General features: G+C 48.5%; 31 protein-coding genes and 1 riboswitch. Of the genes, 30 read left to right on the top strand and 1 reads right to left on the bottom strand.

Annotated elements, in window-relative coordinates:
- Positions 1 to 8 precede the first annotated feature (8 nt).
- The 7 genes from C7U56_RS07770 to C7U56_RS07740 all read left to right on the top strand — a co-directional run bounded on the left by C7U56_RS07770 (position 9) and on the right by C7U56_RS07740 (position 9,409).
- Positions 9 to 1,199, top strand: a complete 1,191-nt coding sequence (locus C7U56_RS07770; RefSeq protein WP_107001016.1) for a dicarboxylate/amino acid:cation symporter — start codon at positions 9 to 11, stop codon at positions 1,197 to 1,199.
- A gap of 275 nt (positions 1,200 to 1,474) precedes the next feature.
- Complete coding sequence (locus C7U56_RS07765; RefSeq protein WP_107000799.1) at positions 1,475 to 2,245, top strand: exodeoxyribonuclease III; 771 nt, start codon at positions 1,475 to 1,477, stop codon at positions 2,243 to 2,245.
- Positions 2,242 to 4,110, top strand: a complete 1,869-nt coding sequence (locus tag C7U56_RS07760) for an ABC-F family ATP-binding cassette domain-containing protein (protein ID WP_107000798.1) — start codon at positions 2,242 to 2,244, stop codon at positions 4,108 to 4,110. Before C7U56_RS07765 ends, C7U56_RS07760 begins: the two co-directional genes overlap by 4 nt.
- A gap of 48 nt (positions 4,111 to 4,158) precedes the next feature.
- Positions 4,159 to 6,180: an alpha amylase C-terminal domain-containing protein gene (locus C7U56_RS07755; RefSeq protein ID WP_233430217.1), complete on the top strand. Its 2,022-nt coding sequence runs from the start codon at positions 4,159 to 4,161 to the stop codon at positions 6,178 to 6,180.
- A gap of 28 nt (positions 6,181 to 6,208) precedes the next feature.
- Positions 6,209 to 7,390, top strand: a complete 1,182-nt coding sequence (locus tag C7U56_RS07750; RefSeq protein ID WP_233430216.1) for a S8 family peptidase — start codon at positions 6,209 to 6,211, stop codon at positions 7,388 to 7,390.
- Between the two features lie 130 nt (positions 7,391 to 7,520).
- Positions 7,521 to 7,638: riboswitch (FMN riboswitch) on the top strand.
- Positions 7,639 to 7,819: 181 nt separating this feature from the next.
- Positions 7,820 to 8,431, top strand: a complete 612-nt coding sequence (locus C7U56_RS07745) for an ECF transporter S component (protein WP_022360580.1) — start codon at positions 7,820 to 7,822, stop codon at positions 8,429 to 8,431.
- Between the two features lie 183 nt (positions 8,432 to 8,614).
- Entirely contained in the window at positions 8,615 to 9,409 is a 795-nt protein-coding gene (locus C7U56_RS07740) for a creatininase family protein (RefSeq protein ID WP_107000797.1), read from the top strand.
- Positions 9,410 to 9,455: 46 nt separating this feature from the next.
- Here the strand turns inward: C7U56_RS07740 and C7U56_RS07735 are convergent, their stop codons facing one another.
- Positions 9,456 to 10,322, bottom strand: coding sequence for a class I SAM-dependent methyltransferase (locus C7U56_RS07735; protein ID WP_107000796.1), 867 nt, complete (start codon positions 10,320 to 10,322; stop codon positions 9,456 to 9,458).
- Between the two features lie 556 nt (positions 10,323 to 10,878).
- Here C7U56_RS07735 and C7U56_RS07730 point away from each other — a divergent pair.
- The 23 genes from C7U56_RS07730 to secY all read left to right on the top strand — a co-directional run bounded on the left by C7U56_RS07730 (position 10,879) and on the right by secY (position 23,437).
- On the top strand, positions 10,879 to 12,267 hold the full coding sequence (locus C7U56_RS07730) for an N-acetylmuramoyl-L-alanine amidase family protein (RefSeq protein WP_107000795.1): 1,389 nt from the start codon (positions 10,879 to 10,881) through the stop codon (positions 12,265 to 12,267).
- Between the two features lie 423 nt (positions 12,268 to 12,690).
- The gene (gene rpsJ, locus C7U56_RS07725; RefSeq protein ID WP_022360576.1) at positions 12,691 to 13,008 is read left to right on the top strand and encodes a 30S ribosomal protein S10; all 318 of its coding nucleotides are present in this window, start codon (positions 12,691 to 12,693) and stop codon (positions 13,006 to 13,008) included.
- Between the two features lie 105 nt (positions 13,009 to 13,113).
- Positions 13,114 to 13,749 (top strand): 50S ribosomal protein L3, encoded by a 636-nt coding sequence (gene rplC, locus C7U56_RS07720; protein WP_022360575.1) that lies wholly within the window; start codon positions 13,114 to 13,116, stop codon positions 13,747 to 13,749.
- Positions 13,750 to 13,778: 29 nt separating this feature from the next.
- Positions 13,779 to 14,399 (top strand): 50S ribosomal protein L4, encoded by a 621-nt coding sequence (gene rplD, locus C7U56_RS07715; protein ID WP_022360574.1) that lies wholly within the window; start codon positions 13,779 to 13,781, stop codon positions 14,397 to 14,399.
- Positions 14,399 to 14,698: a 50S ribosomal protein L23 gene (gene rplW, locus C7U56_RS07710; RefSeq protein WP_022360573.1), complete on the top strand. Its 300-nt coding sequence runs from the start codon at positions 14,399 to 14,401 to the stop codon at positions 14,696 to 14,698. Before rplD ends, rplW begins: the two co-directional genes overlap by 1 nt.
- A gap of 91 nt (positions 14,699 to 14,789) precedes the next feature.
- Positions 14,790 to 15,629, top strand: coding sequence for a 50S ribosomal protein L2 (gene rplB / locus C7U56_RS07705; RefSeq protein ID WP_022360572.1), 840 nt, complete (start codon positions 14,790 to 14,792; stop codon positions 15,627 to 15,629).
- Between the two features lie 14 nt (positions 15,630 to 15,643).
- Positions 15,644 to 15,925 (top strand): 30S ribosomal protein S19, encoded by a 282-nt coding sequence (gene rpsS, locus C7U56_RS07700; protein ID WP_022360571.1) that lies wholly within the window; start codon positions 15,644 to 15,646, stop codon positions 15,923 to 15,925.
- Between the two features lie 26 nt (positions 15,926 to 15,951).
- Positions 15,952 to 16,338, top strand: coding sequence for a 50S ribosomal protein L22 (gene rplV / locus C7U56_RS07695; RefSeq protein ID WP_022360570.1), 387 nt, complete (start codon positions 15,952 to 15,954; stop codon positions 16,336 to 16,338).
- A 12-nt stretch (positions 16,339 to 16,350) separates the two neighbouring features.
- On the top strand, positions 16,351 to 17,007 hold the full coding sequence (gene rpsC, locus C7U56_RS07690; RefSeq protein ID WP_022360569.1) for a 30S ribosomal protein S3: 657 nt from the start codon (positions 16,351 to 16,353) through the stop codon (positions 17,005 to 17,007).
- Positions 17,007 to 17,444 (top strand): 50S ribosomal protein L16, encoded by a 438-nt coding sequence (rplP, locus tag C7U56_RS07685; protein WP_022360568.1) that lies wholly within the window; start codon positions 17,007 to 17,009, stop codon positions 17,442 to 17,444. Before rpsC ends, rplP begins: the two co-directional genes overlap by 1 nt.
- The gene (rpmC, locus tag C7U56_RS07680) at positions 17,434 to 17,634 is read left to right on the top strand and encodes a 50S ribosomal protein L29 (protein ID WP_022360567.1); all 201 of its coding nucleotides are present in this window, start codon (positions 17,434 to 17,436) and stop codon (positions 17,632 to 17,634) included. Before rplP ends, rpmC begins: the two co-directional genes overlap by 11 nt.
- Before the next feature lie 39 nt (positions 17,635 to 17,673).
- The gene (gene rpsQ, locus C7U56_RS07675; protein ID WP_107000794.1) at positions 17,674 to 17,928 is read left to right on the top strand and encodes a 30S ribosomal protein S17; all 255 of its coding nucleotides are present in this window, start codon (positions 17,674 to 17,676) and stop codon (positions 17,926 to 17,928) included.
- A gap of 27 nt (positions 17,929 to 17,955) precedes the next feature.
- The gene (gene rplN, locus C7U56_RS07670; RefSeq protein ID WP_022360565.1) at positions 17,956 to 18,324 is read left to right on the top strand and encodes a 50S ribosomal protein L14; all 369 of its coding nucleotides are present in this window, start codon (positions 17,956 to 17,958) and stop codon (positions 18,322 to 18,324) included.
- Positions 18,325 to 18,336: 12 nt separating this feature from the next.
- Entirely contained in the window at positions 18,337 to 18,642 is a 306-nt protein-coding gene (gene rplX, locus C7U56_RS07665) for a 50S ribosomal protein L24 (protein ID WP_022360564.1), read from the top strand.
- 23 nt (positions 18,643 to 18,665) lie between these two features.
- Positions 18,666 to 19,205 carry a 50S ribosomal protein L5 gene (rplE, locus tag C7U56_RS07660; RefSeq protein ID WP_022360563.1) on the top strand — a complete coding sequence of 180 codons (540 nt, stop codon included), beginning with the start codon at positions 18,666 to 18,668 and terminating at the stop codon, positions 19,203 to 19,205.
- Between the two features lie 14 nt (positions 19,206 to 19,219).
- Positions 19,220 to 19,405: a type Z 30S ribosomal protein S14 gene (locus C7U56_RS07655; RefSeq protein ID WP_022345134.1), complete on the top strand. Its 186-nt coding sequence runs from the start codon at positions 19,220 to 19,222 to the stop codon at positions 19,403 to 19,405.
- A 93-nt stretch (positions 19,406 to 19,498) separates the two neighbouring features.
- The gene (rpsH, locus tag C7U56_RS07650; RefSeq protein WP_022360562.1) at positions 19,499 to 19,900 is read left to right on the top strand and encodes a 30S ribosomal protein S8; all 402 of its coding nucleotides are present in this window, start codon (positions 19,499 to 19,501) and stop codon (positions 19,898 to 19,900) included.
- Between the two features lie 99 nt (positions 19,901 to 19,999).
- Positions 20,000 to 20,542, top strand: coding sequence for a 50S ribosomal protein L6 (gene rplF, locus C7U56_RS07645; protein WP_022360561.1), 543 nt, complete (start codon positions 20,000 to 20,002; stop codon positions 20,540 to 20,542).
- A 17-nt stretch (positions 20,543 to 20,559) separates the two neighbouring features.
- Positions 20,560 to 20,928, top strand: coding sequence for a 50S ribosomal protein L18 (rplR, locus tag C7U56_RS07640; protein WP_022360560.1), 369 nt, complete (start codon positions 20,560 to 20,562; stop codon positions 20,926 to 20,928).
- A gap of 19 nt (positions 20,929 to 20,947) precedes the next feature.
- Positions 20,948 to 21,457: a 30S ribosomal protein S5 gene (gene rpsE, locus C7U56_RS07635; RefSeq protein WP_022360559.1), complete on the top strand. Its 510-nt coding sequence runs from the start codon at positions 20,948 to 20,950 to the stop codon at positions 21,455 to 21,457.
- Positions 21,458 to 21,472: 15 nt separating this feature from the next.
- Entirely contained in the window at positions 21,473 to 21,655 is a 183-nt protein-coding gene (gene rpmD, locus C7U56_RS07630) for a 50S ribosomal protein L30 (RefSeq protein WP_022360558.1), read from the top strand.
- 23 nt (positions 21,656 to 21,678) lie between these two features.
- A complete protein-coding gene (gene rplO, locus C7U56_RS07625) occupies positions 21,679 to 22,119 on the top strand; it encodes a 50S ribosomal protein L15 (RefSeq protein ID WP_022360557.1) in 441 nt (146 codons plus the stop codon).
- A gap of 1 nt (position 22,120) precedes the next feature.
- Positions 22,121 to 23,437, top strand: a complete 1,317-nt coding sequence (gene secY / locus C7U56_RS07620; RefSeq protein WP_107000793.1) for a preprotein translocase subunit SecY — start codon at positions 22,121 to 22,123, stop codon at positions 23,435 to 23,437.
- Positions 23,438 to 23,457: the final 20 nt, after the last annotated feature.

Raw genomic sequence — 23,457 nt, 5'->3', positions numbered from 1 at the left:
AAATGGGTATGAGCAAGTTGATGAAAAGCCTGCCGTTTCGGCTGGCGCTGGGTGTAGCGATCGGTATTATTGCCGGTCTTATAGCAAATGAAAGTTTTATGAATCTCGTTGTTACGCTGAATTATATTTTTGGGCAGATTATTTCGTTCTGTGTACCGCTGATCGTCATCGGCTTTATTGCCCCGTCGATCACGAAGCTTGGAAAGAATGCCTCCAGATTGCTTGGAGTAGCGCTGATTCTGGCGTATACATCGTCTCTTGGCGCGGCGCTGTTTTCGATGGCAGCCGGATATACGCTGATTCCGCATATGTCGATTCAGTCGGCAGTCGATGGACTGCGCAGTCTGCCGGAGGTTGTCTTTAAATTGGACATTCCGCCGATCATGGGCGTTATGAGTGCGCTGGTATTTTCCGTTATGATTGGTCTGGCAGCGACCTGGACCAAGGCGGTGACGGTAACGAAACTCTTAGACGAGTTCCAGAAGATCGTTCTGGAGATTGTACAGAAGATTGTCATTCCGATTCTTCCGGTTTACATCGCATTTACGTTCTGTTCCCTGGCATATGAGGGAACCATCACAAAACAGGCGCCGATCTTCATTTCGGTTATCCTGATTGTTATGGCAGGCCACTATATCTGGATGGCGCTGCTGTATACACTGGCTGGTATTTACTCTGGCCGTGACCCGAGAGGCGTTATCAAGCATTATGGTCCGGCATATCTGACGGCAGTCGGTACGATGTCTTCTGCGGCGACCCTGGCAGTGGCGCTCAGCTGTGCCAAAAAGGCAGAGCCGCTTCGTGACGATATGGTTGATTTCGGTATTCCGCTGTTTGCGAATATCCATCTGTGCGGTTCGGTTCTGACCGAGGTATTCTTTGTCATGACGGTATCCAAGATTTTGTACGGCGCCCTCCCGGATATGATGACGATGGTTCTGTTCTGTGTTCTTTTAGGTGTATTTGCCGTAGGTGCACCGGGTGTTCCGGGCGGTACGGTTATGGCATCCCTGGGACTGATCACCGGTGTCCTCGGTTTCGATGCGACTGGAACGGCGCTGATGTTGACGATCTTTGCGCTTCAGGACAGTTTTGGTACTGCCTGCAACGTAACGGGTGATGGTGCGCTGACCCTGATGCTGACGGGATATGTGGAGAAACATGGGATTAAACATCAGGATTTACACGTAGATTTATAAAAATGAGAGAGGTGGGGCAGGCAGCAGCCGCCCCGAAACAGGTCTGTGAATGCGCCGCTGGCTCTTCGCACTATCGTTGTTCGCTTGCTTTCACTACACTTGTTCGTCTGTGTCGGACTTGCGTCCGCCCCATTCGGACAAGCGTGTTCAAGATGCGTACAACTGATAGGCGAAAGCCTGCTCTGCATCCACAGACCAGTTTCGGAGCGTCTGCCACCTGCCTGCTGTCTTTTTATGTATCGGAAAAACCTTATTTGATAAAAAGGAGAGATAGAATGAAAAAAATGATTTCCTGGAACGTAAACGGCTTGCGGGCGTGTGTGGGAAAGGGATTTCTGGATGTATTCCATGAGCTGGATGCGGATATTTTCTGTATTCAGGAGAGTAAGCTGCAGGAAGGGCAGATTGATCTGGAGCTTCCGGGGTATTATCAGTATTGGAGCTATGCGGAGAAGAAGGGATATTCAGGAACGGCGTTATTTTCGAAGGAGGAGCCGATTAGCGTGAGCTACGGTCTTGGCATTGAGAAGCACGATCATGAAGGGCGCGTCATTACGGCGGAGTACCCGGATTATTATGTGGTGACCTGCTATACGCCGAACTCCCAGAATGAGTTGGCGAGACTTCCGTACCGGATGCAGTGGGAGGATGATTTCCGCCAGTTTTTGAAGAAGCTGGAGGAGAAAAAGCCGGTTATTTTCTGTGGGGATCTGAATGTGGCACACACGGAGATTGACCTGAAAAATCCAAAGACGAACCGGAAAAATGCCGGATTTACGGATGAGGAGAGAAGCAAGTTTACGGAGCTTCTGGACTCTGGATATATCGACACGTACCGCTATTTTTACCCGGATAAAGAGGGCGTTTATTCCTGGTGGTCGTACCGGTTTAAGGCGCGCGAGAAGAATGCTGGGTGGCGGATTGATTATTTCTGTGTTTCCAAGAGCCTGAAGGACCGGCTGGCGGGCACACAGATTCATACGGAGATACTGGGTTCGGATCACTGCCCGGTAGAATTACAGATAAAGGATCGGGATGAGACATGAATTTACTGACAGCAGAACATCTGAAAAAATCATATACGGAACGGCTGCTTTTTGATGACGTGGCATTTTCCATCGGTGAAGGTGATAAGATTGGTCTCATCGGCATTAACGGAACCGGAAAATCTACTCTTCTAAAGATTGTAGCCGGTCTGGAAGAGCCGGATGAGGGTACGGTAGTAAAGGGACGAAATCTCTATATCCGTTATCTGCCTCAGAATCCGGAGTTTGAAGCGGGACGGACCGTCTTAGACTGCGTGATCCGGGAAAATATGGCGCATGAGCACGCCTGGGATCTCGAGGGCGATGCGAAATCCATGCTGAATAAGCTTGGAATCACCGATTATAGTGCCAAGGTGGAGACACTTTCGGGCGGACAGAGAAAGCGCGTTGCCCTCGCAGCGGTGCTGTTATCGACGGCGGATCTGTTGATTTTAGACGAGCCGACGAACCATCTGGACAGTGCGATGGCGGACTGGCTGGAAGAGTACCTGAAAAAATTCCGCGGCGCGCTTCTGATGATCACGCACGACCGGTATTTCCTTGATAACGTGACGAACCGCATCGTCGAACTGGACAAGGGAAAGCTGTACAGTTATCAGTCCGGCTATGAGGGCTATCTGGAATTAAAGGCAGAGCGCGAGGCGATGGCGGTGAGCTCGGAGCAGAAACGCCAGAATATCCTGCGGACGGAGCTGGCGTGGATCCGGCGCGGCGCACAGGCACGCAGCACGAAGCAGAAAGGGCGTATTCAGCGCTTCGAGGCGTTGAGTGCGGTGGAAGCGCCGAAAGTAGATGGAAATGTGGAGATGAGCTCGATTTCCAGCCGTCTCGGACGAACCACGGTCGAGGCACACCATCTTCATAAGGCGTATGGTGACCGCCTCCTGATCGATGATTTTTCCTATATCTTCTTGAAGGATGACCGCATCGGCATCATCGGACCGAACGGCAGCGGCAAATCAACGCTGATGAAGATGATTACCGGCTGGGTGAAACCGGATTCGGGCGAGACGATCATCGGCCAGACCGTAAAAATGGGTTATTTTTCACAGGAAAACGAAGATATGGATCAGTCGATGCGCGTGATCGACTACATTAAAAATGTGGCAGAGTACGTGCGGACGGCGGACGGGCTGGTATCGGCATCCCAGATGTTGGAACGGTTCCTGTTCCCGTCCCATATGCAGTACACGCTGATCGGCAAGCTATCGGGCGGCGAGCGGCGCAGACTCTATCTGCTCCATATCCTGATGGGCGCGCCAAACGTCCTTCTGCTCGACGAGCCGACCAACGACCTGGATATCGGCACGCTGACGATTCTGGAGGATTATCTTGATCATTTCCAGGGGATCGTGATTACGGTATCGCATGACCGGTATTTCCTTGACCGCGTAGTGCGCCGGATCTTCGCCTTTGAGGGCGGCGGCGCGATCCGTCAGTATGAGGGCGGCTATACCGACTATCAGGCAGCCTGTGGGGAACGCATAGCGGCAGAGATGGAGGAATCCGGTCAGGAACACGGCAGAGGCCAGAAGACCGGAGACGCTTCTGGTGCGGGAACGTCAGATGCAGCGGAGACGGCAAAGGATAAAAACCGCGGTCGCCAGCGCGAGAAAAAGCTCAAATTCAGCTATATGGAGCAGAAAGAGTGGGAGACGATCGAGGATGATATCGCGGCGCTGGAAGAGGCAATCGCGGATCTGGAGCAGCAGATGCAGGACTCTGCCCGCGATTATACGGCTCTGAACGGCATCATAAAGGAAAAAGAGGAAAAAGAAGCTCTTTTGGAAGAAAAGATGGACCGCTGGATGTATCTGAACGATCTGGCGGAAAAAATAGAAGCGCAGGCGGCTGCTCACAAATAGGCACTTTTGGAACCGAAAGTGCCGTATGAAAACGTGGAGGGGATACAGGTGAAAGCAGAAAAAATCGTGAGACAGAAGATAAGAACCCCTGATTTTACACCGGGAATCAAGCGGACAGAGACGGGAATGCACTTGTGCGTCGAGGCACCGGGGACATTCTGCCATCTGGCAATTTATGAGACAGGTAAAAAACAGGGTGTTCGGATCCCATTTTCCCCGGAAGAACGGGTGGGGGATCTCTGGATGATGGAGCTTGCGGGCGATGATTTTTCGGGACTGGAATACACGATCGAGACCGAGCAGGGGGAGCTGCCGGATCCGTGCGGGCGTATCTATACAGGACATGAGCGCTGGGGCGATCTAAAAGCTGCGCTCCGTCCGATGCGCTGCCGTTTTCCGGAAGAAACGTATGACTGGGAAATGGATCAGCCGCTGAAACATCCATATGATGAGACGATCCTGTACCGCCTGCATGTGCGCGGATTTACCCGTCATACTTCTTCTGGCGTCGGGGAGCGGGGAACGTTCCGTGCGCTGACGGAGAAAATTCCCTATTTAAAGGAATTGGGTATCACAGCAGTTGAATTAATGATGCCGAATGAATTTCAGGAAGTGATGATGGAGGATGGGGCAGACGGGAATCCATATGCGACCGGGGCACCGACCGGACGGCTCAATTACTGGGGCTATGGGGAGGGATACCTGTTCGCGCCGAAAGCTTCATATACATCTGGGAAAGAGAAAGAACCGGAGCGGGAATTTAAGGATCTGGTGAAGGAATTTCATAAAAATGATATTGAGGTGCTGGTTGAGCTTTATTTTACCGGGAAGGAGAGCGCGGCGCTGGCGCAGGAGACAGTCCGTTTCTGGGTTTACGAGTACCATGTGGATGGCGTGCACCTGTCCGGGTTTGCGCCGGCCGAACTGCTGGCGTCGGATCCGCTGTTAGCTGATACGAAGCTATTAGCTGGTTCCTGGGATGGCGTGCGCGTGCCAAAAACGGCAGCGGCATCGAAGCTGCGGGAGCGCCGTTGGCATCTGGGCGAGTACAATGAGGGATTTTTGACCGATATGCGCCGGGTATTAAAGGGCGATGAGGATCAGGTCGGCCGTCTCATTTACCAGACACGCCGGAATCCGGACGCATATGGCGTGATCAACTATATGGCGGCGACAAATGGCTTTACGATGATGGATATGGTTTCCTGTGAGCAGAAGCACAACGAGGCGAACGGGGAGAATAACCGGGACGGAAACGATTATAATTATACGTGGAACTGCGGCATCGAGGGCACGACGCGGAAAAGGAAGATTGTGCAGATGCGGAAAAAACAGCTCCGCAACGCATTTCTGCTGCTCTTTTTGAGTCAGGGAACACCGATGTTTTTAGCGGGCGATGAGTTCGGCAATTCCCAGAACGGCAACAATAATGCTTACTGTCAGGACAATGAGATTTCCTGGCTCAACTGGCATCAGCTGGAGACAAACCGGGATATTTATGAATTTGTAAAATATATGATAGCGTTCCGCAAAGCGCATCCAGTGTTCCACCTGCCGATGGAGCCGAAAAATATTGATTACCTCGTCTGCGGACACCCGGACGTTTCCTACCACGGCGTCAAAACATGGTGCCCGGAGTTTGAAAACTTCCGCCGCCAGCTCGGTATTCTCTACTGCGGCGAGTACGGGCGGAGAGCGGACGGCACCAGCGATGACTATTTCTTTGTCGCCTACAATATGCACTGGGAGCCGCATGAATTTGATCTTCCGAAACTTCCGAAGGGAATGCAGTGGACTCTGTGCATCAACACAGACGACGCAGACAATAACGGAATCTGTCCGCCAGAAAGCCTGGAGGCAGGGCAGGAGCCGCAGGAAGAGCTTCGCCAGTATATGGTTCCGCCGCGGAGTATTCTGGTATTTCGCGGCTTTAAGCCAATTTCCGGTCCGGCATCCGAAAAGGATGGCAAAAAAGCCGGGAAAGTGGTAAAATCGGTAAAACGGCAGAATGTCAGAAAAGAACCGGCAAAGGAAGCGGAGACTGTGGTTGCGGCAGCGCGCGAACTGTAAGAACGGAATTGAAAGAGGATAAAGCAAGTTGAAAAAGAAACTTTTTAGAGGGCTGGCAGCCGCCCTGTGTGCTGCCATGATGGCAGGGAGCGCGGCGCTTCCGGCATATGCGGCGGGTCCGTCACGGGAATCGGTTCCCTATGCGGATTCCTATGCCTCCTATCAGTGGGCTTTTTTAAATACAGGTGAACTGCGTCTGGTGCCGAGCCATACGGCGGCGGTGGATGCAGCGATTGGGGCGATTACCGGCAGCCCGGCGCTCTCAGCAGATGGAACGGTTCGTTCTCTGGAAGGGATCGATATAAATATTGTCCCGGCATGGAAGAAATATGACGCGAAAAGTGAAAAACGTCAGGTGATTGTGGCGCTGATTGATACAGGGGTTGACATAACTCACCCGGAGCTTAGCGGTTCGATCTGGACGAATACGGGGGAAATCCCGGGCGATGGCATTGACAATGACGGAAATGGTTATATCGATGACGTTTACGGCTGGAATTTCTATGATAATAATGCCCAGGTATTTACCGGGGTGGATGACAATCATGGTACCCACTCGGCGGGCACGATCGCGGCGGCGAGAAATGGAGTCGGAACGGTTGGAATCTGCGATCCGGCGTATGTGAAGATCATGGTGATCAAGACGCTTGGAACATCGTCCGGTGTCGGAACCGTCAGCAACGTGGTTAAGGCGATCCGGTATGCGCAGGTGAACGGCGCGTCGATCTGCAATCTGAGCTTTGGCACGATGAAATATAGCGAGGAGCTGTATCAGGCGATCAAGGATTCGGGGATGCTGTTTATTGTGGCGGCTGGAAACGGTGACGCCTCCGGCAATGGCTACAGCATCGATGAGCAGCCGATGTACCCGGCAAGCTTTGAAGTGGACAATATCATTTCCGTGGCAAACCTGCGCTTTGACGGTCAGCTCGACCGTGCGTCCAATTACGGGGTGAGAAGCGTGGATCTGGCAGCGCCGGGCAATTATATCCTGAGCACGATCACGGGCAATGACTATGCCTACATGAGCGGCACATCAATGGCGGCGCCGATGGTGACCGGAACGGCGGCGATGCTGTACTCCTGCGATGCGTCCCTGTCGCTTATGGATGTGAGAAACCGTATTCTGCAGTCGGCGCGGCCGCTTGAGAGTCTGTCCGGCAAGGTGGCAACCGGAGGTATGCTGGATGCCGGGGCGGCGATGCCGTAGATGGGAAAAACGAAAAGAAAGATTGTTAAAAAAATATTGAAATTCTTGTTTGTATATGATACCATGAACGGGTGAGATAATTGCCCCGCAGATTCATATGTTTATATGTATGAAGACGGAGTAATTACCATGATTTCTTCGGGGCAGGGCGAAATTCCCTACCGGCGGTATAGTCCGCGAACCGCGATGGCGGCCGATTCGGTGAGATTCCGAAACCGACAGTATAGTCTGGATGAGAGAAGAGGCAGGAGTCAGAGAGTGTACCGCTTGAGCGTAAGCAGGCTGGTGTACATCGGCTAAGTTGCGATTTATTATCCCAGGTCCCGAACAACCTGGGATTTTTTTAGTTTTACAAATGCAGTTAGTCCGGCACTTGATTCATACTCCTCCTTCGGAGAAATGAGTTTTAAAACCGAAAGGAGATTTAAGATGAAGACAGGAAAATGGAGTATTCAAAAATTGATTTATACGGCGATGCTGGCAGCGGTTGCTGGCGTGCTGATGTCATTGGAATTTTCGGTTCCGATGATGCCGCCGTTTTATAAGGTGGATTTCAGTGATGTACCGTCTGTGATTGCCGTGTTTCTGATGGGACCGGTATCCGGTATCTGTGTAGAAGTCATCAAGCTGTTAATCAAGCTGATTACTGTCGGAACTAACACGATGTACGTCGGTGAGCTGGCCAACCTGATTGCGGCGTTCCTGTTCGTATGGCCGCTGTGGTTCCTCTATCAGAAGCTGGGCGCTAACCGTAAGGCAGCTGTAGAAGCACTTCTGCTCAGTATCGTGATCCGCACCGCGTGTGCATGCTTTATCAATGCGAACATTACGCTTCCGTTATATGCGAAAGCGATGAGCCTGCCGCTGGATGAAGTGATCCGCATGGTAGCGTCGGTCAACCCGGCGATCAAAGACCTGAATGGATTTATCATCCTGGCGACGATCCCATTCAACGTATTGAAAGTGGGACTCAACTATATCGTTGGACAGCTTTTGTTTGTACGCCTGCGTGCGGCGAAGATTGTGCCGAAAGCAGTATAAAATGAAATAAGAGGAATGGTTTGACGGATTTGGCTGTTTGCTGTGAAACGGCAGAACCATTTCATAGAAAGGATTGTCGGGAAACCGCTGGGAAAGCTGCCTGGGGGAAGAATCCCGGACAATCCTTTTTTGTTTGATGGAACGTGCAAAGACATATCTGTTTTTATAAGAGGAGGAGATACTATGATACGTAACTATAGAGATTTGACAAGATGGGAAATGGAGCAGGTGGACCGTGAGAACACGATTGTCCTGATTCCGCTCGGGGCTCTGGAACAGCACGGCAATCAGGCACCACTGGGAACGGATGATATTATCGCGGAGGCGATGAGTCAGGAGATCAAAAAGGCACTGGAGGCAGAGGGGGAAGAAGACTTCCCGATGCTGCTGTTTCCGGTGATTCCGGTGGGCTTAAGTACAGAGCATAAGAATTTCTGTGGTTCGGTCACAGTCCGGCCGGACACTTACTATCATCTCTTATATGATATATGCGTCAGCCTGGCGCATCACGGTTTTAAGAAGCTGGCTTTTTTGGTATGCCATGGTGGGAATGCGCCGATTGCGCAGGTTTTAAGCCGGGAACTTCGGAGTGAGCTGGGGATTGCACCGTTTATCCTTTCATCGGGGGCATTTGGTCATCCGGATGTAAAAGCAACGATTTCAAAGGGGAATATCTGGGATTTCCACGGTGGAGAGATGGAGACATCGATGGTAATGGCGGTCGATGAGAGTCTTGTGAAGCTGGAACTTTCGGAAGCGGGAGAGCCGACGGCGTTTGAGAAGACCCGCGCCCTGAAGCCATACGGTCCGGTTTCGATCGGCTGGGTGTCGGAGGATTGGAAAACAAAAGACGGATCGCCGATTGGAATTGGAGGAGATCCGTCTGGTGCAAGCGCCGAGAAGGGGCGAATTATATTAGAGACGAGTGCGCGGGAACTGGTCCCGGGGCTGTTAGATATCCGGGATTGGAATGAATAGGAATCAAACTTAAAAATGGGGTGTCTATGTCATCCGAATACCAGTGTTATTTACCAGATTCCCAGCGTCCGGATGAACCGCATGGTAATACCAGTCCGGTGCGGGTAACCGGAAGTCCCAGCTCGTCCGATTTCACTGTGCCGCCGTGGGTGGAGGCAACTTCGGTTGAGAGCATATAGGTCAGGACGGACGGCGCCAGCCCGGTGGTGTAGGAGTTGATGAGGAAGAAGAGCGGGTTGTCCGATAACAGTTTCGTACAGAGCTGCACGAACGGGTAAATCGAAGTTTCGATCTTCCAGATCTCGCCTTTCGGTCCGCGGCCGTAGGACGGCGGGTCCATGATGATTCCGTCGTAATGGTTGCCGCGGCGGATCTCACGCTCAACAAATTTCACACAGTCATCGACGATCCAGCGGATGGGTGCATTTTCCAGCCCGGAGGAACGGGAGTTTTCCTTCGCCCAGGCTACCATGCCCTTGGAGGCGTCCACATGGGTCACGCTGGCGCCGGCTGCGGCTGCCGCCAGGGTAGCGCCGCCTGTGTAGGCAAAGAGGTTTAAAACCTTGATTGGGCGTCCGGCATTGCGGATACGGTCACCGAACCAGTCCCAGTTTGCCGCCTGCTCCGGGAAGAGACCTGTGTGCTTGAAGCTGAACGGTTTTAAGTTAAAGGTCAGTTCTTTGTAATGGATCGACCACTGCTCCGGCAGGTCGAAAAATTCCCATTCGCCGCCGCCCTTGGAGCTTCTGTGGTAGTGTCCGTTCATCTTTTTCCAGCCGCGGTGTGTCTTGGGGGTGTTCCAGATAACCTGCGGGTCCGGGCGAACCAGAAGATAGTCGCCCCACCGCTCCAGTTTCTCTCCTTCGGAGCAGTCAATCACTTCATAATCGTTCCATCCATCTGCAATCCACATAAAATTTTATCCTTTCAAAAAAATGAGGCGCAAACCCCGGAAAAGGGTATCTGCCGCCTTTATAATCGGTGTTATCCATAAGCCATTTCCATCCAAATGGCATAAATGGTTACTGTTCCCGGGTAGGCACTTTTGGAACCGAAAGTGCCGTAAGAAAACGTGGTGACAGCAGGAATTTGCCGTATTTAAATGCGAAGCCACGGCAAATTCCGTTACTGGGCACGATGCGTGCACAGTAACCATAAACGCAGTCTGTCTGACCGGAAAAACGGTTCAGTTGAAATGCATACCTAATTATATCGGTCATTGATTGGCGTGTCAAACCTTTTGAACGGCTTCCTGCCAAAAAAAAGTAAATAAATTGAAAGATAAATCTCCTTGAAGATTCCTACATCTCCTGTTAAAATGTATATTAGGTAAAAGATAGATTGCACGTATCTGGAACAAAACAAGGCGTTATAAGCATCTGATGCAGTCTCCACACGACGGGAAGTGTGCGAATGCGCAGCAGGTGGGAGAATAGACGTTATCAATCGTGAACTGGGAGGGCTTGTATATGAAGAAACAGAAACTGGCAGTCTGCGTCCTTTCCGCAGCGCTGATGATAGGGGCGGCGACCCTGACATCTTACGCGGCAGAAGGCTGGCAGCAGTCTGGAAACAGCTGGATATATGTGGACAACAATGGCAACAAGGTGACGAATACCTGGAAGAAGGGAGCAGACAATCTCTGGCGCTATCTCGATTCCCAGGGCAACATCGCGTCGAACTGCTGGGTGGACGACGAATACTTTGTCGAGAGTACCGGCATCATGGCGACTGACAAGTGGCTGAAACTGCCGAAGCGCAATCCGGCATGGAACGAGACTTCCGCTACGACGGTCTGGTACTATTTCTCCACCAGCGGAAAGATGGTATCCGACGGCTGGTCCAAGATCGGAGGCAAGTACTATTACTTCGACGGTGATGGAGCGATGCAGACGGGCTGGGTGGATGATGACACCTACTACACGAATGCAGATGGTGTCATGCAGATCGGCTGGGCATATCTGGAAGATCCGGATGATACCAAAAAGGACGATGATGAAGTGAAACCCGGCGACGACGATGAGGATCATCATTGGTACTACTTTCAGAGTTCGGGAAAGAAATATGTGCCTTCTTTAGGCAGTGCCAAATATAAACAATATAAGATTGACGGAACCTACTACTGCTTCGACGAAAACGGAGCGATGCAGACCGGCTGGGTCGATATGGGAAATTCCTCTGGATTTGAAAATTACCGTTATTATCAGAGCAACGGTCAGGTACAGACTGGCTGGCTCTCCACGACTCCGCCGGAGGATGATGATTACAATCTGGATCTCGGCAGCGATGTACAGTGGTATTATTTTTCAAGCAACGGCGAGCCGAAGGTGGGTCCGAAGATTTCTGACGCTTCGACGAGCAACCTGGTCCGCATCAACAATATTACCTACTTATTTAATGAGAAGGGCAACCCGGTCTATGGTCTGAGACGTCTGGAGGTAGGAACGAGCGGTCAGTATGCCTGCTATTTCTTCGGCGCGGACAAGGCGACCAGCTCAGTCGTAAAAGGCAAGGGAAATGTAGTAGAGGGCGACGGAACGACCGGACAGTTCTATTTCACTGACAGCGGCAACAAGGCTGGACGCGGCTACTCAGGTGTGGAGGATGGATTCCTGTACTACATGGGTAAGCTTCAGAAGGCAGACAGCGGTACTAAGTATGAAGTCATTGAAGTCAATGACAAAAACTATCTGGTAACGACGAGCGGCAAGGTAGTGAAATCCAGCACCGTGAAGGATGCGAACGGCACAAAGTTTAAGACAAGCTCTGCGGGTGTTGTCACAGAGGTGGACGGCACAAGCGACGATGGCAGCGACGAGGCTAGAACCCCGGTGGAACCGACGTATTGGGAGGATTAATTAAAAAAGCTGGGAGTCTTCTCGACTGAGATAAAATTTCTGCATGGAAATATATTCTTGTGGATAAACAGGAGTTTCTTCTATATAAAAGGTGTAATTACCCACCGGAAGAAGAAACTCCTGTTTTTTCTTGAAAAATATAGATTTTTTCTTAAAAAAACACTTGCATTTCCCGGAAAGCTGTGTTATTATAACGAAGCTGTGGCATGATAGCGATGAAACGAGAGGTTGCTGCTTATGATAAGCAGGTTATTCCGCGGAGCGAATGTCAAGTTAGGAAACTGGCGACAAGTCACTGTACAAGAATAGAGTATCCTGAAGACAAATGACGGATTTGGTGTGTGGACTGCGAGGACACACACGGGTATGTGTACAGTCACCGCTTGTCGTGCTTAATAGTACGAAAAGGAGGCGACTTTTTTTATGGCAAGTCAAGTAATGAGAATCACACTGAAAGCTTATGATCATCAGCTGGTAGATACATCCGCTGCAAAAATCATTGAGACTGTAAAGAAAAACGGATCAAAGGTGAGTGGACCGGTGCCGCTGCCAACTAAGAAAGAGGTAGTAACCATTCTGCGAGCAGTTCATAAGTACAAAGATTCCAGAGAGCAGTTCGAGCAGAGAACTCATAAGAGACTCATCGATATCATTGCTCCGAGCCAGAAGACAGTTGATGCACTGCAGAGACTGGAAATGCCGGCTGGCGTGTCCATCAACGTAAAGATGAAAAACAAATAATTAAGAATCCTATACTAGTTTAGATAGAGACATCTGGACAGTTCTAGGATGAACGCGGGAGTTTGACGAACGCGTTCCGCTGTAGAAAAACAGGAGGTCAGATTAATGAAGAAAGCGATTTTAGCTACCAAAGTCGGAATGACTCAAATCTTCAACGAAGACGGAGTTTTAACTCCAGTAACCGTTCTTCAGGCTGGACCGTGTGTTGTTACACAGGTTAAGACAGAAGAGAACGATGGCTACAAAGCAGTACAGGTTGGTTTTGTAGACAAGAGAGAAAAACTTGTGACAAAGCCGGTTAAGGGTCATTTTGACAAGGCAGGCGTTGCTTACAAGAGATATGTAAGAGAGTTCCGCTTAGAGAATGCTGAAGAGTATTCTGTAAAAGACGAAATCAAGGCAGACATCTTCGCAGCAGGCGATAAAATTGATGCAACTGCTATTTCCAAAGGTAAAGGTTTCCAGGGTGCCATCAAGAGACACGGCCAGCACAGAGGACCGATGGCTCACGGTTCCAAGTTCCATCGTCATCAGGGTTCCAACGGTTCTGCAACCACACCGGGACGCGTATTTAAGGGCAAAGGAATGCCGGGTCACATGGGCAGCGTAAAAGTAACTGTTCAGAACCTGGAGGTTGTTAAGGTTGATACTGAGAACAACTTACTCCTTGTTAAAGGCTCTGTACCGGGACCGAAGAAATCCTTAGTAACAATCAAAGAGACAGTAAAGGTCGCTAGATAAGGCTTTTACGGGAAAGGAGGAACATACAGATGGCAAACGTATCTGTTTTCAATTTAGAAGGCAACGAAGTTGGCACATTAGAACTGAATGATGCTGTATTCGGTGTAGAAGTAAATGAACATCTGGTTCACATGGCAGTTGTAGCACAGCTTGCTAACAAACGTCAGGGAACTCAGAAAGCAAAAACCCGTTCCGAAGTTTCCGGCGGTGGTAAGAAACCGTGGAGACAGAAAGGTACCGGACATGCAAGACAGGGTTCAACAAGAGCTCCGCAGTGGACGGGCGGCGGCGTAGTATTCGCTCCGACACCACGTGATTATACAATCCGTTTAAATAAGAAAGAGAAGAGAGCTGCTCTTAAATCTGCTCTGACAAGCCGTGTAAACGAGAACAAGTTCATCGTAGTTGAGGCTATGAACTTCGACGAGATCAAGACAAAGAAATTTGTTGAGGTTATGAACAACCTGAAAGTAAACAAAGCTTTAGTTGTTCTGGATGAGGCTTGTGACAAGGCTGTATTATCCGCTAGAAACGTGGCAGACGTTAAGACTGCTTCCGTAAGCACCATCAACGTTTACGATATCCTGAAATACAACACAGTAGTAGCAACCAAAGCTGCTGTAGCTTCTATCGAGGAGGTATATGCATAATGGCAAACGTACAGTACTATGACGTAATCCTCAAACCGGTTGTAACTGAGAAGAGTATGAATGCTATGACAGACAAGAAATACACCTTCCTGGTACACACCGAGGCAAACAAAACTATGATCAAAGAAGCCGTTGAGAAGATGTTCCCGGGCACCAAAGTTAAGAGTGTCAACACCATGAACATGGACGGCAAGACAAAGAGAAGAGGCATGACCTTCGGTAAGACAGCTGCAACAAAGAAAGCTATCGTTCAGCTGACCGAGGACAGCAAAGAGATCGAGATCTTCGCTGGTTTATAATTCATCCTCAATAGACAATTATACGACGAACACTATGTCGTGAAAAACATGAAGAAACGCCAGGAGGCGTTGAACGAAAGGAGTCAAAGTCATGGGAATTAAATCTTACAGCCCATATACACCTTCCAGAAGACATATGACCGGCTCTGATTTCTCTGAGATTACAAAATCCACACCGGAGAAATCCTTAGTAGTTTCTTTAAAGAAGAACGCAGGTCGTAACAACCAGGGTAAAATCACCGTTCGTCACAGAGGCGGCGGTTCCAGAAGAAAATATAGAATCATCGACTTCAAGAGAAATGCAAAAGACGGTATCGCAGCAACCGTACTTGGTATCGAGTACGATCCGAACCGTACAGCAAACATCGCTCTGATCTGCTACGCAGACGGCGAGAAAGCTTATATCCTTGCTCCGGCTGGTTTACAGGTTGGACAGAAGGTTATGAGCGGTGCAGAGGCTGAGGCAAAAGTTGGTAACTGCTTACCGCTTTCTGAAATCCCGGTTGGTGCACAGATTCACAACATCGAGCTTCTTCCGGGCAAGGGTGGTCAGCTGGTTCGTTCCGCTGGTAACTCTGCTCAGTTAATGGCTAAAGAAGGCAAATATGCAACCCTTAGATTACCGTCCGGAGAGATGAGAATGGTTCCGATCAGCTGCCGCGCTACTATCGGTGTAGTTGGCAACGGCGACCACAACCTGATCAATATCGGTAAGGCTGGTAGAAAACGTCACATGGGTATTCGTCCGACTGTCCGCGGTTCTGTTATGAACCCGAATGACCATCCGCATGGTGGTGGTGAGGGCAAGACCAGTATCGGTCGTCCAGGTCCTTGCACACCTTGGGGCAAACCGGCACTCGGCCTGAAGACCAGAAAGAAAAACAAACAGTCTAATAAGTTAATCGTAAGAAGAAGAAACGGTAAACAGTAATAGGAGGTATACTAATGGGTCGTTCATTAAAAAAAGGACCATTTGCAGATGCTCATCTTTTAAAGAAAGTAGATGAGATGAACGCAGCAGGACAGAAACAGGTTATCAAAACCTGGTCCCGCCGTTCCACAATCTTCCCGCAGATGGTTGGACATACAATCGCAGTTCACGATGGTAGAAAACATGTTCCGGTATACGTGACAGAGGACATGGTTGGACATAAACTCGGTGAGTTCGTAGCCACTAGAACTTACAGAGGCCACGGAAAAGACGAGAAGAAAGCAGGACGTAAGTAAGTTACGCTTGAAAGGAGGTTTCACCAATGGCTAAAGGACATAGATCCCAGATTAAAAGAGAAAGAAATGCTAATAAGGATACGAGACCGTCGGCTAAGCTGTCTTACGCCAGAGTATCCGTTCAGAAAGCATGCTTCGTATTAGATGCCATCAGAGGCAAAGATGTGAAGACAGCGCTTGGTATTGTAACATACAATCCTAGATATGCTTCTACTTTAATTAAAAAATTACTCGAGTCTGCTGTTGCTAACGCAGAGAACAACAACCAGATGAATCCGGAGAACCTGTACGTTGCAGAATGCTTCGCTAACAAGGGACCGACAATGAAGAGAGTAAAACCGAGAGCACAGGGCCGCGCTTACAGAATCGAAAAGAGAATGAGCCACATCACAATCGTGCTTGATGAGAAATAAGAGGAGGCAATTATGGGACAGAAAGTTAATCCGCACGGCTTAAGAGTCGGTGTTATTAAAGACTGGGATTCCAGATGGTATGCGGAAGCTGATTTTGCAGATAACCTGGTAGAGGATCACAAAATCAGAACCTTCCTTAAGAAGAAATTATACAGCGCCGGTGTTTCCAAAATCGAAATCGAGCGCGCTTCTGATAAAGTAAAAATCATTCTTTACACTGCTAAACCGGGCGTTGTTATCGGTAAGGGCGGCGCAGAGATCGAGAAGACAAAAGCTCAGGTTCAGAAATTAACTGACAAGAAAGTTTTTGTAGACATCAAAGAAGTTAAGAGACCAGACAGAGACGCTCAGCTCGTTGCAGAGAACATCGCTCAGCAGCTTGAGAACCGTATTTCCTTCCGTCGTGCGATGAAGTCCGCTATGGGCAGAACCATGAAGGCTGGAGCTAAGGGTATCAAGGCTTCCGTATCCGGACGTCTTGGCGGTGCTGATATGGCTCGTACAGAGTTCTACAGCGAGGGCACTATCCCGCTTCAGACATTAAGAGCAGATATTGACTACGGTTTCGCTGAGGCAAACACAACATACGGCAAGACCGGTGTTAAGGTTTGGATCTACAAAGGCGAGGTACTTCCTGCGAAAGGAAATAAGGAAGGGAGCGATAAATAATGTTAATGCCGAAAAGAGTAAAGCGTCGTAAACAGTTCCGTGGTACCATGGCCGGCAAGGCGCTTAGAGGAAATGTAATCAACTACGGTGAGTACGGTTTAGTCGCTACAGAACCGTGCTGGATCAAATCCAACCAGATCGAGGCAGCCCGTGTTGCCATGACCCGTTACATCAAACGTGGTGGTAAAGTTTGGATTAAGATTTTCCCGGATAAACCAGTAACTGCTAAACCGGCTGAGACTCGTATGGGTTCCGGTAAAGGCGCACTTGAGTACTGGGTAGCAGTAGTAAAACCAGGCCGCGTAATGTTCGAGATCGCGGGTGTACCAGAGGAGACAGCGAGAGAAGCGCTTCGTCTTGCTATGCACAAACTTCCGTGCAAGTGCAAGATTGCTTCTAAAGCAGATTTAGAAGGCGGTGATAACAGTGAAAATTAATAAGTATGTAGAAGATTTAAAAGCTAAGACATCTGCAGAATTAAACGAAGAATTAGTAGCTGCTAAGAAGGAACTCTTCAACTTAAGATTCCAGAACGCTACCAACCAGCTGGATAATACAAGCAGAATTAAAGAAGTTCGCAGAAACATCGCTCGTATTCAGACTGTTATTACAGAGAAAGCGAACTAATTATCATAGATTCCTAAAATAGGAAAGGAGATATCTACCGTGGAAAGAAATCTTAGAAAAACACGTACCGGTAAGGTAGTAAGCAACAAGATGGACAAAACAATCGTAGTTGCTATCGAAAACCACGTAAAACATCCTTTAATCGGTAAGATTGTTAAGAGAACTTATAAATTAAAAGCACACGACGAGAACAACGAGTGCGGTATCGGTGATACTGTAAAGGTAATGGAAACAAGACCGTTATCCAAGGATAAGAGATGGAGACTCGTCGAAATTATCGAGAAAGCGAGATAATTTCTAAATCAGAAAGGAGTATTGGGCATGATTCAGCAGGAGACCAGATTAAAGGTTGCCGACAATACCGGTGCGAAAGAATTACTCTGTATCCGCGTTATGGGCGGCTCTACTAGAAGATATGCAAATATTGGCGATGTAATCGTTGCCAGCGTTAAAGATGCAACACCAGGCGGTGTTGTAAAGAAAGGCGATGTAGTGAAGGCCGTTGTTGTACGTACCGTTAAGGGCGCACGCCGTAAAGATGGTTCCTACATCAAATTTGATGAGAACGCAGCCGTTATCATCAAAGACGACAAGAACCCGAGAGGAACCCGTATTTTTGGGCCGGTTGCCAGAGAGCTTCGTGAGAAACAGTTTATGAAGATTGTTTCCCTGGCTCCGGAAGTACTGTAGGAGGTGTCAGCTGTGCATAAAATTAAAAAAGGCGACCTGGTAAAGGTTATCACAGGTAAAGACAAAGATAAAACCGGAAAAGTTCTTTCCGTTAATGTAAAGAAGAATACAGTCCTGGTTGAGGGATGCAACATGGTAACAAAGCATACCAAACCGTCTGCAGCTAATCAGCAGGGCGGCATCATCCATCAGGAAGGCGCGCTTGACATTTCCAACGTTATGCTGGTAGTGGATGGCAAGGCTACGAGAGTTGGCTTCAAAGTAGAAGACGGCAAGAAAGTCCGCGTTGCTAAGGCAACCGGTAAAGTAATTGACTAATACAGAGAGGAGGAACGTTAAAATTGGCTAGATTAAAAGAAATGTATCAGAGCGAAATCGTAGACGCTATGATCAAAAAATTCGGATATAAAAATATCATGGAAGTGCCGAAGCTGGACAAGATTGTTATCAACATGGGCGTTGGCGAGGCAAAAGAAAATGCTAAAGTTCTGGACTCTGCTGTAAGAGATATGGAAATCATCACTGGCCAGAAGGCAGTTCTTACAAAAGCGAAAAAATCAGTCGCTAACTTCAAACTTAGAGAGGGTATGGCTATCGGCTGTAAAGTTACCCTGCGTGGCGAGAAGATGTATGAGTTCGCTGATCGTCTGATCAACCTGGCTCTTCCGCGAGTAAGAGACTTCCGCGGTGTAAATCCGAACGCATTTGACGGCAGAGGCAACTACGCTCTGGGTATCAAAGAGCAGCTTATCTTCCCGGAGATCGAGTACGATAAAGTAGATAAGGTAAGAGGTATGGATATCATCTTCGTTACCACTGCTAAGACCGACGAAGAAGCACGTGAGCTGTTAACTCAGTTCAACATGCCATTTGCTAAATAATAGGAGGATTTATCATGGCTAAAACTTCAATGAAGATTAAACAGCAGCGTCCGGCAAAATTCTCCACCAGAGAATATAACCGCTGCAGAATCTGCGGTCGTCCGCATGCATATTTAAGAAAATACGGCATCTGCAGAGTTTGCTTCCGTGAATTAGCTTACAAGGGCGAAATTCCGGGCGTAAAGAAAGCAAGCTGGTAAGCCGAAAGCAACTTAGTGCGGGGCGTTCCCGCACAACCCACCGAAACCCACTTACAGTAAGTGGTAGTCAAATTATAAGGAGGCACACTCAAAATGACAATGAGCGATCCGATTGCAGATATGCTTACAAGAATCCGTAATGCTAACACTGCAAAACATGATACAGTAGATGTTCCGTCTTCCAAGATGAAATTAGCAATCGCTGACATCCTGGTAAAGGAAGGTTTCATCAAGAAATATGACGTTGTTGAGGACGGCAATTTCAAGACTATCCGTATTACCTTAAAGTACGGTAAAGACAAAAACGAGAAAATCATCTCCGGCATCAAGAGAATTTCCAAACCGGGTCTGCGTATCTACGCAAACAAGGAAGATATGCCGAAGGTACTGGGCGGTTTAGGTGTAGCTATCATCTCCACCAACCAGGGCGTTATCACTGACAAGCAGGCAAGAGAACTCGGCGTAGGCGGAGAAGTTCTTGCATTTGTTTGGTAAGCCGAAAGCATCATCATCGGTTTAGACAAGGTATAGATACAACTGAAAACAGAGAAGCCGCTCAGGCTTCTCCGAAAATCTAAGTAGGAGGTAAAAGGCATGTCACGTATCGGAAGAATGCCAGTTGCGATTCCGGCGGGCGTAACCGTAACAATCGCAGAGAACAATTTAGTGACTGTAAAAGGTCCGAAGGGAACTCTTGAGAGAGAACTCCCGGTTGAGATGAACATCAAAGAAGAGGATGGTCATATCGTAGTTACCAGACCGAACGACTTAAAGAAAATGAAATCTTTACACGGTCTGACAAGAACCTTAATTAACAACATGATTCATGGTGTAACAGAAGGCTATGAGAAAGTCCTGGAAGTTAACGGTGTTGGTTACAGAGCAGCGAAGCAGGGCAAGAAACTGGTTCTCAGCCTTGGTTACTCCCATCCGGTAGAGATGGAAGATCCGGAAGGCATTGAGACTGTTCTGGAAGGACAGAACAAGATCACTGTTAAAGGTATCAGCAAAGAAAAAGTTGGCCAGTATGCAGCTGAGATTCGGGATAAGAGAAGACCTGAGCCGTACAAGGGCAAAGGTATTAAGTATGCCGATGAGGTTATCAGACGTAAAGTTGGTAAGACTGGTAAGAAATAATTAAGGAGAGTGTGAAGATGGTTAGCAAACAGTCAAGAAGCGAAATTCGCGTTAAAAAACACGTTAGATTACGCAACCGTTTTTCTGGCACAGCCGAGAGACCGCGTTTAGCAGTGTTTAGAAGTAATAATCATATGTATGCTCAGATCATTGATGATACAGTTGGAAAAACTTTAGTAGCAGCTTCCACTGCCGAGAAGGAAGTTAAAGCTGAACTGGAGAAGACGAACGATGTTGCAGCAGCAGCTCACGTTGGAACTGTAATCGCTAAGAGAGCGCTTGAAAAAGGTATTAAAGAAGTTGTCTTCGATAGAGGCGGATTTATTTACCACGGAAAAGTTCAGGCATTAGCAGATGCAGCCCGCGAGGCTGGTCTGGAATTCTAGTAGGAAGGAGAACATACACATGAAACGTACAAAAATTGATGCCAACCAGTTCGAGTTAGAGGATACTGTAGTGGCAATCAAACGTGTATCCAAGACCGTTAAGGGCGGACGTACAATGCGTTTTTCCGCTTTAGTAGTAGTTGGAGATAAAAACGGCCACGTTGGTGCTGGTATGGGAAAAGCTGCTGAGGTTCCGGAAGCAATCCGCAAGGGCAAAGAGGCAGCTGCCAGAAACCTGATGGAGGTTCCGTTCGATGAGAACAATAGCATCCCGCACGATTTCCTCGGCAAATTCGGAAGCGCTAACGTACTTCTGAAGAAGGCTCCGGAAGGTACCGGTATTATCGCTGGTGGTCCGGCTCGTGCCGTACTGGATCTGGCTGGTTACAAGAACATCCGTACAAAATCCCTTGGTTCCAACAACAAGGCAAACGTAGTTCTTGCTACCCTGGCAGGCTTAGGTTCTTTAAAGACTCCGGAAGAGGTTGCAAAACTTCGCGGTAAGTCTGTAGAAGAAATTCTGAACTAATAGGAGGAGATAAAAATGGCAGAGAAATTAAAAATCACATTGGTTAAGTCTCCTATTGGCGCTATCCCGAAGCAGAAAGCAACGGTTGCAGCTCTTGGTTTAAACAAGACTGGCAAGACAGTTGAGCAGCCGGACAACGCCGCTATCAGAGGCATGATCCAGAATGTTAGACATTTAGTTAAAGTAGAGGAAATCTAAGATATTTGCAAGGAGGTGCAGTCATGGATTTATCCAATTTAAAGCCGGCGGTAGGCTCTAAGCACAGCGACAGCTTCAGAAGAGGTCGTGGTCACGCATCAGGCAATGGTAAGACTGCTGGTAAGGGACATAAGGGACAGAAAGCTCGTTCCGGCGCTCCGAGACCAGGATTTGAAGGCGGTCAGATGCCGTTATATAGACGTCTCCCGAAGAGAGGCTTCACAAACAGAAATTCTAAGACCATCGTTGGTATCAACGTAAGCGCTCTTGAGAGATTCGAGAACGACACAGTTGTTACGGTTGAAACATTAATCGAAGCAGGCATCGTAAAGAACCCGCGTGACGGCGTTAAGATCCTCGGCAATGGCGAGCTGACCAAAAAGCTGAACGTAAAGGTTGATGCGGTAAGTGAAGGCGCGAAAGCTAAGATCGAGGCCGTTGGCGGAACCTGCGAGGTGATCTAATATGTTAAAAACGCTCCAGAATGCATTTAAGATAAAAGAGGTCAGAGAAAAACTCCTCTATACGTTCTTTATGCTGGTTGTGACCCGTATCGGATCGCAGCTGCCGATTCCCGGAGTTAATACAACATTTTTCCAGGAACTGTTTACAAGACAGTCCAATGATGCGTTTGGTTTCTTCAATACGATTACCGGCGGTTCGTTCACGAACATGTCGGTATTCGCATTGAGTATTACCCCGTACATCACTTCTTCCATTATCATGCAGCTTCTGACAATTGCAATTCCGAAATTAGAGGAAATGCAGCAGGAGGGCGAGGACGGAAGAAAGAAGATTGCGGAATATACGCGTTACCTTACGGTTGCACTGGCGCTGATGCAGTCCGTCGCTATGGCGATCGGTTTCGGCGGCAAGGGACTTTTAGTTGAGTTTACTGCCCTGAATGTGATTGTCGCTATTGTGACAATGACAGCCGGAAGTGCCATGCTGATGTGGATCGGTGAGCGAATCACCGAGAACGGCGTCGGAAACGGTATTTCTATCGTGCTTCTGTTCAATATCATTTCAACCATGCCAAGCGATATGATTACGCTCTATGAGCGTTTCCTGCAGGGCAAGATCGTGGCGGTTGCAGTTGTAACAGCCGTGATTATCGTAGCGGTTATCGTAGCGATGGTTGTATTTGTTATCATTTTACAGGATGCAGAGCGGAGAATTCCGGTTCAGTATTCTAAAAAGATGCAGGGACGTAAGATGGTTGGCGGTCAGTCCACAAGCATCCCGTTAAAAGTAAATACAGCAGGTGTTATTCCTGTTATCTTTGCTTCATCCCTGATGTCTTTCCCGGTGGTAATTGCTGGATTTTTCCAGGTTAATTATGACACCATCGGAGGAAAGATTCTTCTGGCTCTGAATTCCAGCTCCTGGTTTAATCCGGAGCGTCCGGCTTATTCAGTTGGCTTAATTGTCTACATCGCGTTGATTATTGTGTTTGCGTATTTCTACACATCCATAACATTCAACCCGCTTGAGGTGGCAAACAACATGAAGAAATCCGGCGGTTTCATCCCGGGCATTCGTCCAGGAAAGCCAACATCCGATTATTTGGATGGAATTCTGGAGTATATTATACTGATTGGTGCTTGCGGACTTATTATTGTCTGCCTGGTTCCGATCATTGTCTCTGGACTGTTCTCAGTGAGCCGTCTCTCCTTTGGAGGTACTTCTCTTATCATTATCGTAGGTGTAGTACTTGAGACAATCAAAGCAGTCGAATCACAGATGCTGGTTCGCAACTATAAAGGATTCTTAAACGACTAAGATAACTCGCTTTCTGGGCG

Origin of the sequence: Clostridium fessum (genome assembly GCF_003024715.1) — a bacterium.
Classification (GTDB): Bacteria; Bacillota; Clostridia; order Lachnospirales; family Lachnospiraceae; genus Otoolea; species Otoolea fessa.
This window is presented reverse-complemented; position numbering and strand designations above follow the sequence as displayed.

Bases quoted from the DNA above. Each gene is read 5' to 3' on its own strand.
- rplV (WP_022360570.1), top strand. From the start codon at position 15,952: ATGGCTAAAGGACATAGATCCCAGATTAAAAGAGAAAGAAATGCTAAT.
- C7U56_RS07730 (WP_107000795.1), top strand. From the start codon at position 10,879: ATGAAGAAACAGAAACTGGCAGTCTGCGTCCTTTCCGCAGCGCTGATG.
- rplW (WP_022360573.1), top strand. From the start codon at position 14,399: ATGGCAAACGTACAGTACTATGACGTAATCCTCAAACCGGTTGTAACT.
- rplF (WP_022360561.1), top strand. From the start codon at position 20,000: ATGTCACGTATCGGAAGAATGCCAGTTGCGATTCCGGCGGGCGTAACC.
- rplO (WP_022360557.1), top strand. From the start codon at position 21,679: ATGGATTTATCCAATTTAAAGCCGGCGGTAGGCTCTAAGCACAGCGAC.
- rpsH (WP_022360562.1), top strand. From the start codon at position 19,499: ATGACAATGAGCGATCCGATTGCAGATATGCTTACAAGAATCCGTAAT.
- rplP (WP_022360568.1), top strand. From the start codon at position 17,007: ATGTTAATGCCGAAAAGAGTAAAGCGTCGTAAACAGTTCCGTGGTACC.
- rplR (WP_022360560.1), top strand. From the start codon at position 20,560: ATGGTTAGCAAACAGTCAAGAAGCGAAATTCGCGTTAAAAAACACGTT.
- rpsC (WP_022360569.1), top strand. From the start codon at position 16,351: ATGGGACAGAAAGTTAATCCGCACGGCTTAAGAGTCGGTGTTATTAAA.
- rpsS (WP_022360571.1), top strand. From the start codon at position 15,644: ATGGGTCGTTCATTAAAAAAAGGACCATTTGCAGATGCTCATCTTTTA.
- rpsJ (WP_022360576.1), top strand. From the start codon at position 12,691: ATGGCAAGTCAAGTAATGAGAATCACACTGAAAGCTTATGATCATCAG.
- C7U56_RS07770 (WP_107001016.1), top strand. From the start codon at position 9: ATGAGCAAGTTGATGAAAAGCCTGCCGTTTCGGCTGGCGCTGGGTGTA.
- C7U56_RS07745 (WP_022360580.1), top strand. From the start codon at position 7,820: ATGAAGACAGGAAAATGGAGTATTCAAAAATTGATTTATACGGCGATG.
- rpmD (WP_022360558.1), top strand. From the start codon at position 21,473: ATGGCAGAGAAATTAAAAATCACATTGGTTAAGTCTCCTATTGGCGCT.
- C7U56_RS07735 (WP_107000796.1), bottom strand. From the start codon at position 10,322: ATGTGGATTGCAGATGGATGGAACGATTATGAAGTGATTGACTGCTCC.
- C7U56_RS07655 (WP_022345134.1), top strand. From the start codon at position 19,220: ATGGCTAAAACTTCAATGAAGATTAAACAGCAGCGTCCGGCAAAATTC.
- rplC (WP_022360575.1), top strand. From the start codon at position 13,114: ATGAAGAAAGCGATTTTAGCTACCAAAGTCGGAATGACTCAAATCTTC.
- rpsE (WP_022360559.1), top strand. From the start codon at position 20,948: ATGAAACGTACAAAAATTGATGCCAACCAGTTCGAGTTAGAGGATACT.
- secY (WP_107000793.1), top strand. From the start codon at position 22,121: ATGTTAAAAACGCTCCAGAATGCATTTAAGATAAAAGAGGTCAGAGAA.
- rplD (WP_022360574.1), top strand. From the start codon at position 13,779: ATGGCAAACGTATCTGTTTTCAATTTAGAAGGCAACGAAGTTGGCACA.
- C7U56_RS07765 (WP_107000799.1), top strand. From the start codon at position 1,475: ATGAAAAAAATGATTTCCTGGAACGTAAACGGCTTGCGGGCGTGTGTG.
- C7U56_RS07740 (WP_107000797.1), top strand. From the start codon at position 8,615: ATGATACGTAACTATAGAGATTTGACAAGATGGGAAATGGAGCAGGTG.
- rplB (WP_022360572.1), top strand. From the start codon at position 14,790: ATGGGAATTAAATCTTACAGCCCATATACACCTTCCAGAAGACATATG.
- C7U56_RS07760 (WP_107000798.1), top strand. From the start codon at position 2,242: ATGAATTTACTGACAGCAGAACATCTGAAAAAATCATATACGGAACGG.
- rplN (WP_022360565.1), top strand. From the start codon at position 17,956: ATGATTCAGCAGGAGACCAGATTAAAGGTTGCCGACAATACCGGTGCG.